The organism is Bacillus sp. FSL R5-0585 (genome assembly GCF_038004545.1).
GTDB classification, from domain to species: domain Bacteria; phylum Bacillota; class Bacilli; order Bacillales; family Bacillaceae_G; genus Bacillus_A; species Bacillus_A cereus.
Genome location: NZ_JBBORJ010000001.1, coordinates 2,535,316 through 2,547,208, shown reverse-complemented (window position 1 = coordinate 2,547,208; position 11,893 = coordinate 2,535,316). Strand labels below are relative to the sequence as shown.

Genomic DNA, 11,893 nt, shown 5'->3' with positions numbered 1-11,893 from the left:
CAAAAAAACAGCGGGTTATGTTGTGGAAAACATTTGTTAATATTCTCAATATTAAGTTAACATATAGATAACCTGTAAATCAATGAATAAACCAAAATATAGAAATAAAGAATTCGAAGGGTGAAGAATGAGAAATGGTTATATTAGGAGCAGTTGTAAATGGGATTTGTATTATATTTGGTACTTTACTTGGTAAATTATTTAGTAGAATTCCAGAAAGTATGAAGGGAACCATAATGCATGCAATCGGTTTAGCGGTTACTGTACTTGGACTTCAAATGGCATTGAAAAGTGAAAATTTTCTTGTTGTCATACTAAGTTTAGTGATTGGTACCGTCATCGGGGAATGGCTACAATTAGAGGGAAAGTTAAAACAGTTAGGAGATTGGCTAGAAAATAAAGTTGGATCGAAAGGGAAAGGGAGTATATCAGAAGGGTTTGTAACAGCTACTTTAATTTTTGCAATTGGCGCGATGGGGATACTTGGTGCACTTGACAGTGGGATTCGCGGAAATCATGATATTTTATTTACAAAGGCGATTATCGATGGATTTATTTCTATTATATTAACGACAACTCTAGGAATTGGAGTAGTATTTTCGGCGATTCCAGTTGTTTTATATGAAGGTGGTATTGCAGTTTTTGCAACACAAATTAATAGTTTTGTCCCGAAAGAATTAATGAACCAATTTATAGTGGAGATGACGGCTACGGGCGGCATTATGATATCTGCTATCGGATTAAACTTACTCGGATTTATTAAAATTAAAGTGGCAAATTTACTTCCAGGTATATTAGTAGTGGGTGTAATTGTTTCAATTATTTATGGTTACGGTTTAATAGTAAAGTAGTAGGGGGATGGAAACACATATGGAGGAATTTCAATTTACAAAACGTGTGCATAAAATATTGGAGATTGCAGCAGAAGAGAGTGAGTATAACATAATTCACCCAGTCCATCTGTTTATAGGTATGTGTAAAGAAGGTACAGGAGTTTGCGCTGAGTTATTTATGTATTTGTTTCATAAAGTCGGTCCAGATTTTTTAGAAAAACTTTCGTTACGAAAACAATTCGATTTACATCATCAAGAGTATAAAAAAATAGGGCAATATAAACTATCTTATAAGGCGATAGAAATTTTACAAATAGCGAAGAAACGTATGGAACGCTTTCAGCAAGTAGTAGTAAATGAAGGACATGTTATGTATGCATTATTTCGTGTAGATACAAATATTGGCGAATTTATACATATACAAATGCAAGAAGATATATTACGTATTACAGCTGCACCGAGAGACTTAGCGATTGATTTAAATAGTTTTAAATCTATTTATCATACATTATTTTGTCATGTAAGAAGAGCTAGTTCTTCTGATTTTGATAAGTTATCACGATTTGTGGCGGATGAATTTGGTGAACGGTGGTTACAGTCGGTTGATTACGGATTTCGGACATATAACGAAAAGTTACCTATCTATATTGCACAGCAGGAGGAAGTGATAATTGGTTTCGCCTGTTACGATGTAGTGAGAGGAAAGAAAGGATTGTTTGGTCCGATGGGCATAGCGAAACAAAATCGTGTGAAAGGTGTAGGAAAAGAATTATTGCATCATTGTTTATATAATATGAAGCAAGATGGATATGAATATGCGATTATTGGACAAGCAGGTCCCATTGAGTTTTACGAGAGAAATTGTAATGCTCGTTTAATACCGATAGATAATAATTAACCAACTTCATTTAGGGGAGTTGGTTTTATTATGAAAACGATGTAGAGATGTAGTGGTTTTTACTAGAAAATAGCGGGTTTTGTAGTAAATCTTGCATATAAAGCAGATTACTAAACTTTTTACAAGAAAGGGTGTAGAATGGGTATCTAAAGAAAGAAGGTGTGAAAATGGCCAGCTGGAAACGAAATTTAATGATTTGTTGGCTAGGTTGTTTTACCACTGCAGCCGGTATGAGTTTAGTAATTCCTTTCTTATCTTTTTATATTGAGGAATTAGGAGTAACTGGCACTTCAAGTATTGCACAGTGGTCGGGACTTGCATTTGGTGTAACATTTTTAATGGGTGCGATTGTATCGCCAATATGGGGAAAGCTTGGTGATATACATGGACGGAAATTGATGCTTATTCGTGCTAGCCTCGGTATGGCGATTATTATGACGCTTATGGGGTTTGTAACGGATGTGTATCAACTAGTCGCACTAAGATTTTTAATGGGAGCAGTATCTGGTTTCCTTTCAACAGCGATGACATTTATTGCAGCAGAAACTCCGAAAGAACATTCAGGTTGGGCGATTTCCACAATTTCAACTGGTGGTGTGAGCGGTTCGTTACTTGGCCCATTACTTGGAGGTTATTTGTCTGAGTTAATTGGAATGCGTCATGTCTTTCTTGTTACAGGAGCTTTTTTATTCCTTTCCTTTCTCATCGTTTTTTTCTTCCTGCATGAAGAAAATCACTCTGCTCAAGCAAAAAAAACACAGCCGAAAAAAGTATGGACGATGGTCCCAGCGAAGCATTTAATTATTAGTTTATTTGTAACGACATTTATTATTCAACTTGCTAATATGTCAGTTCAACCAATTGTTACATTGTACGTGAAAAATTTAGTAGGTCCTCATACTGCACATATTGAAACAATTGCGGGAGCAGTTATGTCAGCGACAGGATTAGCCGTTATTTTGGCAGCACCAAGACTAGGAAGATTATCAGATCATATCGGTCCTCAAAAAACGTTAGTTGTAGCGTTGTTCGCTGCAGGAATTATTTTTATTCCGCAAGCATTTGTAACCTCAGCTTGGCAACTATTAATTCTTCGATTTTTATTAGGTATCGCACAAGCAGGATTATTACCTTCCGTACAAACTCTACTAAAACAACATACACCAACCCATGTTACGGGACGAATATTTGGATATAATCAATCATTTCAGTTTTTAGGAAATATGATTGGTCCAGTGCTCGGGGGACAAATTGCAGCGCATGCAGGTTTCCAATATGTTTTCCTCTCTACATCATCACTATTATTTATTGCGTGTATTTGGGTTTATTTTCATAATAAGAACGAAGAGGTATCAGAGAAACGACATTTGGAAGTTAGTTAACTAAGTGAATGAAAAAGAAAAAGGATGAAGCAGCATGTGCTTCATCCTTTTTCTTTAAAATCGAAGACAAAGATAACTTAATGTACCAAGCTCGTAACTACGGTGAATGACTTCACCGCTATTTTCACCACTTCCCATAGCGATAAATAAAGGAACAAAATGTTCTGCTCTTGGTACTGCTAATTGTGCATGAGGAGCATTTTTCTCCCAATTAAACAATGCATCTTTATCGTTATTCTGCATATGTTTAATAATCCAATCATCAAATTCAATTGCCCATTTTTCAGGTGTAGTTTGATTCCATTTCAGTGCTCGTAAGTTATGGACGGTAACACCACTCCCGATTACTAAAATATCTTCTTGTCCGAGTCCTTTAAGTGCTTCTCCAATTTTAAATTGTTCTTTTGCAGAAAGGAATGGATTGACTGATATTTGCACGACAGGAATATTTGCTTCTGGATACATGCGGTGCAGGAGTGTCCATGAACCATGATCTAAACCTCTCGTCATATTATGATGGACTGAAATACCTTTGTTCTTAAATTTTGTTTCTAAAATAGATGCAATATGAGAAGAGCCTTTCGCACGATATTTAATTTCATATAACTCAGGGGGAAAACCTCCAAAATCATAAATTGTTTCATACTCGTTATCTGATGAGGAAATCGTTAATACTCCACTTTCCCAGTGAGCAGTGAAAATAACAATTGCTTTCGGTTTATATGTTTCTCCAAGTGTTTTTAAAAATCGTGTATAGTCTGTATCTTGAATAGCGAGCATAGGCGAACCATGTGCTAAAAATAATGATGGCATCATAATAGTAGAAACCTCCTAAAAATTTTATAGTTACTTTATGTAAGTAACTATAAAATTTTATTTCAGGTTCGTCAAGAGATCAGTTTGAAAGCAAGTCTGAAAAATACATCATTTGTCATAATGAAAGCAATTACATATAATATAAAATAAGAAAAGTGAATGGATATTCATTTCTCTTAAAGGTATACATAATAGAGTTGGGAGCTGACGAAATGAATGTACAGGAAAGTTTCGTTACGGCATTGGATGGATCGGAAATTTATTTGCGTAAGTGGTTACCAGAAGGAGATCCGAGAGGAATTATTCAAATTGCACATGGCATGACAGAGCATGCAGGGGTGTATACAGAATTTGTGGATGCTTTATTGGAAGCAGGGTATGGTGTTTATGCACATGATCATAAAGGTCATGGGAAAACAGTGAAAAGAGAAGAAGATTATGGTCATTTTAAACCAAATGTAGGTTGGAATGAGGCTGTGTCTGATGTTATTTTTGTATCAGAAACGGTAAGAAAAGAGCAGACATGCCCGTTATTTTTACTTGGACATAGTATGGGTTCTTTTTTATCAAGACGTGCTGTACAACTTAAAGGTGGATTATATGATGGATTCCTTATTTCAGGAACTGGTGGGAACCCGGGATTGTTAGGAGTCATTGGTCATAAAGTAGCGACAATCGAGATGAAACTACGCGGGAAAAAAACGAAAAGTCCGATGCTAAACTTTTTATCTTTCGGAAATTTCAACTCACACTTTAAGCCAAATCGTACGAAATTTGATTGGTTATCTTCAGATAATAATCAAGTTGATAAATATATTGCGGATCCGTTATGTGGATTTATTTGTACAACAAGCTTTTATCGCGAATTGTTTTCCGGTGTATTAGAAGTAAATAAACTAGAAGAGTTTAAGAAAACACCGAAAAATCTTCCAATACATATATTCTCTGGTGATCGTGATCCTGTTGGGGATATGGGGAAAGGTGTAAAAGAAGTATATGAAAATTATAAAAAATGTGGTGTGAAAGATGTGACACTACGTTTATATGAAAATGGTAGACATGAAATGTTTCATGAAGTAAATAAGGATGAAGTATTTAAAGATTTAATTTCGTGGTTAGATGCGCATAATAAATGAGAAAGATAATCCCAAACTGTTTGTAGTTTGGGATTATTTATTTTACAGAAATACGGGCAATAAATTCTTAAATTTACTTTACTTAATAAAAAATAAATCTTATTCTAGAGTCGTTAAAAAAATAAAGAAATATTGTATGAGAGGAAACCTCACTTTTCTGAAGTGAGGTTTTTTGTAGTAACGAAGTAATAGTGAATAAAACTAATTTTAAAAGTAACTTAAAACCAAACTTTTTATAAAGCAACAGATGCTCGTTCATAATAGTAGTATAATAGTGAATGAGGTGTTAATAGAATGGAAGATAGAACGTTAGGTTTATTATTAGATGTTGTTGGGGAATTATTTTCAGATGAAATATCAATCGCTGTTTCGAACACGAAAGAATATATTTACTATCGGCCAAGTAAACGAATTGATTTAAAGATTAGCGCCGGGAATCCCATTAAGGAAGGAACGATTGCTCATAAAGCAATGGTAACGAAGCAAAAAGCCTCTGAGTTTATTAACCGAGATGTTTTCGGTATTCCTTATCATGGAATGGCTGTACCATTTTCAAATAATGGAAAGATTGAAGGTTGCGTGACGGCAATTTATCCCGCTTTAACGGATGGTAAGTCAGTCGTTACTTTAAAAACAACAGACGGATGGATTCCAGTTCCTTTTTCAAAGGTTATGTATTTAGAGGCTAAAGATAAAAAGACGTATGTGAATTCAGAAGAGTTATCAGGAACACATAAATACTCTCTGCAAGAATTCGAATACTTGCTTCCTAAAGATTCATTTATTAGATGTCACCGTTCGTTTATTGTAAATGTTAATCATATTAAAGCGATTTATCCTGATACCCATTCTACTTTTGTACTTTCGATGGATAATGGTGAGAGAGTACCAGTTAGTCAATCATACGCCAGCTATTTTCGTAAGCTTCTAGGATTCTAAAATTTTCTGCTTTAGAACCTAGATTCGCTGTTTTATCTGAATTTTCGGCATTGTGTAAGAAAATCCCTATTTTGATGGTGTTAATGTGTAAAATAATTATGAATATTCATTGGGAGAGGGATTACATATGGAGAATAATTTAGATAGAATTAGGGATCAACGATTAAAAGATCGAGTAGTTACACCTGAAGAAGCAGCTTCATGGATTGAAAGTGGAATGACTTTAGGATTAAGTGGATTTACACGTGCTGGTGATGTAAAAGCAGTCCCATTTGCACTTGTAAACCGAGTTAAGAATGATAAATCTTTTAAAGTAAATGTTTATACAGGGGCTTCTTTAGGCTCGGATGTAGATAAATTATTTGCTGAGGCAGGAATTTTAGGGAAAAGATTGCCTTTCCAAGCTGACGCGACGATGCGAAAAGGAATTAATAACGGGGACTTTTTATTTGTGGATCAGCACTTATCTCATACAGCAGAGTTACTTCGTGCTGACGTTATGGATATAGATTTCGCTATCTTGGAAGCGGTTGCGATTACTGAAGATGGAATGATTATTCCAACCACTTCAATAGGAAATTCCTTAGCATTTTCCTTAAATGCTAAGTCCATTATTATTGAAATGAATATGGCCCAATCTGCGCAACTAGAGGGGCTGCATGATTTATATGAACCAGGTAAACAAGGGGAAAGGCTCCCAATTCCGCTCGTAAAAACGAATGATCGAATTGGAACAATTGGAATCCCGATTGATGCTGAAAAAGTGAAGGGGATTGTGTTTACGAATCAATTGGATTCACCATCGACAATTGTTCCTCCAGATGAAGAAACTGTTATTATGGCACAGCATTTAATAGAGTTCCTTCGAAAAGAAGTCGAAGTAGGCCGATTAACAAATCGTTTAGCGCCGTTACAATCAGGAATTGGTTCAGTGGCTAACGCCGTATTGCATGGAATGTTAGATTCAGAATTTGAAGATTTAGAAGTATATTCCGAGGTTTTACAAGATGCAGTTTTTGATCTTATGGATGCTGGAAAAGTCAATTTTGCTTCTTGTTGTTCTATCACGCTTTCTGAAGAGAAAATGCAACAAGTATTTTCTAACTTTGAAAAATATCGTGACAAATTAATGATGCGTCCACAAGAGATTTCCAATCATCCTGAAATTATTCGTCGCCTTGGATTAATCTCAATTAATACTGCATTAGAATTAGATATATACGGAAATGTTAACTCTACTCACGTTTTAGGTACAAAAATGATGAATGGTATTGGTGGGTCTGGCGATTTTGCAAGAAATGCTCGCCTAGCTATCTTTGTTACTAAATCGATTGCGAAAGGTGGTAACATTTCAAGTATCGTTCCTTTCGTTTCTCATGTAGACCATACTGAACATGATGTAGATGTTATCGTCACTGAACAGGGATATGCCGACTTAAGGGGACTTGCGCCAAGAGAAAGAGTGGAACTTATTATTGAGAATTGCGCACATCCAATGTATCGTGAACAGCTACGAGCTTATTACGAAGAAGCAAAAATAAGAGGTGGACAAACTCCTCATATTTTAGAAAAAGCTTTTTCTTGGCATACGAACTATGCTAAAAATGGAACAATGCTTGAAGCGGTAGTAGAAACTGTATAGGTTTGTATCGTACGAAATAGTAAAACGAATGAGTGAGCTTGAAGATTAAATTTTAGAAAAAGAGAACGCCAACTTTTAGGGATGGCGTTCTTTTTCTTTAAAAAAATTGTTGAAAATCGTACTGATTATAATAAAGATTTATAAAATCAATTTCTATTTTATGGAAATTAAAGGTTTTTTTGAAGTGCTTTCCGAATCAATTTAGTAGTGTACATATTGAAAGTGAGGAAAAAGAATCATGAAGATAAGAGAAGCATTATTAAGTGAAGCAAATGAATTAAGTGAACTCGCACTACATTCAAAAGCAACGTGGAATTATAGTGAAGAATTCATACTTGCTTGCTTGTAAGGAAGATTTAACAATTACGGAAGAGTACATAAAAAATAATTTTGTATATGTTTTAGTAAACGATAATGCGAAGATTGGTTTTTTCTCATTTTTACGTAATGATAAAGCTCTCGATTTCTTGTACATTCATCCTCATTACAAAGGAAAAGGTTACGGGAAAATACTTTGGGAGTATGTAATAGAAAAAGCCAATGAACTAGGATTAAAAAGTTTTACAATTGATAGTGATCCGAATGCAAAAGGATATTACTTGAAAATGGGAGCACAGTTAATAGGAGAGACACCATCAACTATCTTTAAGGGGCGTGTACTGCCTCTTTTGAAATATGATGTGTAAAACTATTAATAGTAGGGGAAGATTAGAATGGATGATGTAAAGGAAAAAAGAATATATGAAGCACTAATAAAATCGTGGTCGATTGAAACGAGTTCAAAGTGGACAATTGAAAATCCAGCAAAGGGACAGTGTGGTGTAACGGCTTTAGTCGTTCAAGATATATGCGGAGGTGAAATCAAAAAGACAAAAATAGGGGAGGTGTGGCATTTTTATAACTGTATAGGTGGGGAGAGGTTTGATTTTACAGAGGATCAATTCAATGAAAAACCGAATTATTTGGATGTGGAATCAAATCGGGAAGAAGCATTTGCAGATACAAATGAAAAACAATATAGCATTTTGAAGGGAAAAATAACGAAAGAATTAAAATTATCTTTTGACTCTTAATCTTTAATAAGTTACTATAATGGTGGTAACTTATTAAAGGGAACTTCATAGAGTTGAAAGGGGAAATACTTTTGAAAACAACTTATGTAAACGCTACAATTGTAACGATGAATGAACAAAACGAAGTGATAGAAAATGGATATATCATTGTAGAAAATGATCAAATTATAGATGTAAAGAGCGGAGAATTCGCTAATGATTTTGAAGTAGATGAAGTAATTGACATGAAAGGAAAGTGGGTTTTACCAGGGCTTGTAAATACACATACACACGTTGTAATGAGTCTCTTAAGAGGTATTGGCGATGATATGTTATTACAGCCGTGGCTTGAGACGAGAATTTGGCCACTGGAAAGTCAATTTACTCCCCAAATTGCAGTCGCTAGTACGGAATTAGGATTACTTGAGATGGTGAAAAGTGGTACAACATCATTCTCTGACATGTTTAATCCAATTGGAGTAGATCAAGACGCAATTATGGAAACGGTATCAAGGAGCGGGATGCGAGCTGCTGTTTCAAGGACTTTATTTAGCTTCGGAACGAAAGACGATGAAAAGAAAGCGATTGAAGAAGCTGAGAAATATGTGAAGCGTTACTATAACGAAAGTGGCATGTTAACTACGATGGTTGCACCACATAGTCCATATACATGTAGTACAGAATTGTTAGAAGAGTGCGCACGGATTGCAGTAGAGAATCAAACGATGGTTCATATCCACCTTTCTGAAACAGAGCGTGAAGTACGTGATATTGAAGCACAATATGGAAAACGTCCAGTAGAATATGCAGCGAGCTGCGGATTGTTTAAACGCCCAACAGTTATTGCACACGGTGTAGTATTAAATGACGATGAGCGTGCATTTTTAGCAGAGCATGATGTTCGAGTAGCTCATAATCCAAATAGTAATTTAAAACTAGGTTCTGGTATAGCGAATGTAAAAGCGATGCTAGAAGCAGGAATAAAAGTAGGAATTGCAACAGATAGTGTTGCATCTAACAACAATTTAGATATGTTTGAAGAAATGCGCATAGCGACTTTACTACAAAAAGGTATTCACCAAGATGCAACAGCTTTACCAGTTGAAACAGCTCTTACACTTGCGACTAAAGGGGCTGCTGAAGTAATCGGGATGAAACAAACAGGATCACTTGAGGTTGGAAAATGTGCTGATTTTATTACGATTGATCCATCTAATAAGCCGCATTTACAACCAGCAGATGAAGTGTTATCACATCTTGTGTATGCTGCTAGTGGAAAAGATATAAGCGATGTAATTATTAACGGAAAACATGTCGTTTGGAATGGCGAATGTAAAACGTTAGATGAAGAGCGTATTATATTTGAAGCAAGTCGTTATAAACGAGGTTTGCAAAGATAACTAATTATGTGGCAGTTGAAAAAGCTATCCTTTTAAAAGGATAGCTTTTTTCTTGAACGAATAAATATTCAAAAGAATGTCGCATCTTTCTGTTCATATTTCTGCTATAATATATAACGCTTTATAATATTTTATACTTAAGGAGAACAACTCATGAAGCGAAAAAAGAGCCATTTAATGGTAATGGCACTTGTTACATCTTTATTATTAACAGCTTGTAATAATAAAGCGAATAAAAGTGATACAGAGGTTAAAAAACAAGTGTTAAATGTAACAGTATCAGAAGAAATTCCTTCTCTGGACACTGCAAAAACGATGGATGGTACATCAGCACACGTTATGCAAAACATATTTGAAGGGTTATATGTATTAAATGATCAAGATCAGCCTACTCCAGCAGTAGCAAAATCGTTTAAAAGAAGTGAAGATGGTAAGAAATATACATTTAACTTGCGTAAAGATGCAAAATGGTCAAATGGGGATAATGTAACAGCAAATGATTTTATATTTGCATGGAAACGTGCAATTAATCCTGAAACGGCATCTCAATATGCATACATGCTCTTTTATGTGAAAAATGCGAAAGAGATTAATAAGGGAACAATGCCTCTTGATGCACTTGGGGTTAAAGCAATAAATAATTATACGTTAGAAGTTGAACTCGAACAGCCGGTTCCGTATTTTTTACAGCTATTAGCATTACCTATATACTTACCACAGCATGAATCATTTTTGAAAGAACAAGGAAACAATTATGCATTGGAACCTAGTAATCTCATATATAACGGTCCATTTGTATTAGAAAAATGGAAGCATGAACAAGAGTTTCAATTAAAGAAGAATGCTACATATTGGGATCAAAAGAAAGTGAAATTAGACGAAATAAACTTTCATATCGTAAAGGATACAATGACAGCTGTAAATTTATATGAAGCCGGAGATTTGGATCGAGTACCTATTAATTCGCAAATTGTAGACAAGTATAGAGGGAATAAGGAATTACATATGTCGAGTGATCCTGGAATTGCCATGCTTCGTTTTAATGAAAAAAATACCGCGTTAGCAAATAAAAAGGTGCGTCAATCTATTTCATTAGCGTTAAATAAAGATGATTTCGTTGCTCACTTTATTAATAACGGAGCAAAGCCTGCAAGTGGGCTTGTACCAGTTGGTCATGTAAATGAAGTGACCGGTAAAGATTTTAGAAAAGAAAACGGAGATCTTTCTTCATATGATTTGCAAAATGCGCAAAAGATTTGGAAAGAAGCGAAAAAAGAGCTTGAAGTAGAGCAAGTAAACCTCGAGTTTTTAACGTTTGAACAAGATAATGCAAAACGGATGGCAGAATATATAAAAGGTGATTTAGAAAAGAATTTGCAAGGACTCACGATACAAATTAAACAACAGCCATTTAAGCAAAAATTACAGTTAGAACAAGCAGGTGATTACGATATAACTATGGCAAATTGGGGACCTGACTATAAAGACCCAATTAGTTATTTAGAGTTATTTACGACAGGGAATCCGAATAATAAAATGAATTATTCTAATGTTCATTACGATGAATTAATAAAGAAAGCGAAAACGGATTTTGTACTAGATACGGAAAACCGATGGGAAGCGTTGCGAGAAGCCGAGCAGGTATTATTAGAAGATGCTGCGGTGGCGCCGCTTTATCATATTGGCTCAGCATATGTACAAAAAGATTATGTAAAAGGAATTGAAAAGCATCAATTTGGTGGTATTTATACTTATAAGAATGCTTATATTGCTAATGAATAAATATAAAAAACCT

The 11,893-nt window shown here is 34.9% G+C and carries 10 protein-coding genes and 1 pseudogene; 10 read left to right on the top strand and 1 reads right to left on the bottom strand.

The features are described from left to right. Positions 1 to 134 precede the first annotated feature (134 nt). From MKY38_RS12995 to MKY38_RS12985, 3 genes are all read left to right on the top strand, one after another. Positions 135 to 851, top strand: coding sequence for a DUF554 domain-containing protein (locus tag MKY38_RS12995; RefSeq protein ID WP_078385468.1), 717 nt, complete (start codon positions 135 to 137; stop codon positions 849 to 851). A 19-nt stretch (positions 852 to 870) separates the two neighbouring features. After that, complete coding sequence (locus MKY38_RS12990; protein ID WP_341049128.1) at positions 871 to 1,731, top strand: GNAT family N-acetyltransferase; 861 nt, start codon at positions 871 to 873, stop codon at positions 1,729 to 1,731. A gap of 167 nt (positions 1,732 to 1,898) precedes the next feature. Next, positions 1,899 to 3,113 (top strand): multidrug efflux MFS transporter, encoded by a 1,215-nt coding sequence (locus MKY38_RS12985; protein ID WP_000179303.1) that lies wholly within the window; start codon positions 1,899 to 1,901, stop codon positions 3,111 to 3,113. Between the two features lie 54 nt (positions 3,114 to 3,167). Here the strand turns inward: MKY38_RS12985 and MKY38_RS12980 are convergent, their stop codons facing one another. Then, on the bottom strand, positions 3,168 to 3,929 hold the full coding sequence (locus MKY38_RS12980; RefSeq protein WP_065223445.1) for a DODA-type extradiol aromatic ring-opening family dioxygenase: 762 nt from the start codon (positions 3,927 to 3,929) through the stop codon (positions 3,168 to 3,170). 212 nt (positions 3,930 to 4,141) lie between these two features. Here MKY38_RS12980 and MKY38_RS12975 point away from each other — a divergent pair, with 212 nt between their 5' ends. The 7 genes and pseudogenes from MKY38_RS12975 (at position 4,142) to MKY38_RS12945 (ending at position 11,880) form a co-directional block, all read left to right on the top strand. Then, positions 4,142 to 5,065: an alpha/beta fold hydrolase gene (locus MKY38_RS12975; RefSeq protein WP_114555905.1), complete on the top strand. Its 924-nt coding sequence runs from the start codon at positions 4,142 to 4,144 to the stop codon at positions 5,063 to 5,065. Between the two features lie 294 nt (positions 5,066 to 5,359). Beyond that, positions 5,360 to 6,004: a LytTR family DNA-binding domain-containing protein gene (locus tag MKY38_RS12970; RefSeq protein ID WP_078385471.1), complete on the top strand. Its 645-nt coding sequence runs from the start codon at positions 5,360 to 5,362 to the stop codon at positions 6,002 to 6,004. A gap of 127 nt (positions 6,005 to 6,131) precedes the next feature. Next, positions 6,132 to 7,646, top strand: a complete 1,515-nt coding sequence (locus MKY38_RS12965; RefSeq protein ID WP_065223447.1) for an acetyl-CoA hydrolase/transferase family protein — start codon at positions 6,132 to 6,134, stop codon at positions 7,644 to 7,646. A 238-nt stretch (positions 7,647 to 7,884) separates the two neighbouring features. Further along, positions 7,885 to 8,332 (top strand): annotated as a pseudogene (locus MKY38_RS12960) (GNAT family N-acetyltransferase). A 27-nt stretch (positions 8,333 to 8,359) separates the two neighbouring features. After that, positions 8,360 to 8,719, top strand: coding sequence for a YunG family protein (locus tag MKY38_RS12955; RefSeq protein ID WP_065223448.1), 360 nt, complete (start codon positions 8,360 to 8,362; stop codon positions 8,717 to 8,719). A 53-nt stretch (positions 8,720 to 8,772) separates the two neighbouring features. Then, positions 8,773 to 10,098, top strand: a complete 1,326-nt coding sequence (locus MKY38_RS12950) for a bifunctional S-methyl-5'-thioadenosine deaminase/S-adenosylhomocysteine deaminase (protein ID WP_114555906.1) — start codon at positions 8,773 to 8,775, stop codon at positions 10,096 to 10,098. 153 nt (positions 10,099 to 10,251) lie between these two features. Beyond that, positions 10,252 to 11,880 carry a peptide ABC transporter substrate-binding protein gene (locus MKY38_RS12945; RefSeq protein ID WP_065223450.1) on the top strand — a complete coding sequence of 543 codons (1,629 nt, stop codon included), beginning with the start codon at positions 10,252 to 10,254 and terminating at the stop codon, positions 11,878 to 11,880. Positions 11,881 to 11,893: the final 13 nt, after the last annotated feature.

Bases quoted from the DNA above. Each gene is read 5' to 3' on its own strand.
- MKY38_RS12995 (WP_078385468.1), top strand. From the start codon at position 135: ATGGTTATATTAGGAGCAGTTGTAAATGGGATTTGTATTATATTTGGT.
- MKY38_RS12990 (WP_341049128.1), top strand. From the start codon at position 871: ATGGAGGAATTTCAATTTACAAAACGTGTGCATAAAATATTGGAGATT.
- MKY38_RS12985 (WP_000179303.1), top strand. From the start codon at position 1,899: ATGGCCAGCTGGAAACGAAATTTAATGATTTGTTGGCTAGGTTGTTTT.
- MKY38_RS12980 (WP_065223445.1), bottom strand. From the start codon at position 3,929: ATGATGCCATCATTATTTTTAGCACATGGTTCGCCTATGCTCGCTATT.
- MKY38_RS12975 (WP_114555905.1), top strand. From the start codon at position 4,142: ATGAATGTACAGGAAAGTTTCGTTACGGCATTGGATGGATCGGAAATT.
- MKY38_RS12970 (WP_078385471.1), top strand. From the start codon at position 5,360: ATGGAAGATAGAACGTTAGGTTTATTATTAGATGTTGTTGGGGAATTA.
- MKY38_RS12965 (WP_065223447.1), top strand. From the start codon at position 6,132: ATGGAGAATAATTTAGATAGAATTAGGGATCAACGATTAAAAGATCGA.
- MKY38_RS12955 (WP_065223448.1), top strand. From the start codon at position 8,360: ATGGATGATGTAAAGGAAAAAAGAATATATGAAGCACTAATAAAATCG.
- MKY38_RS12945 (WP_065223450.1), top strand. From the start codon at position 10,252: ATGAAGCGAAAAAAGAGCCATTTAATGGTAATGGCACTTGTTACATCT.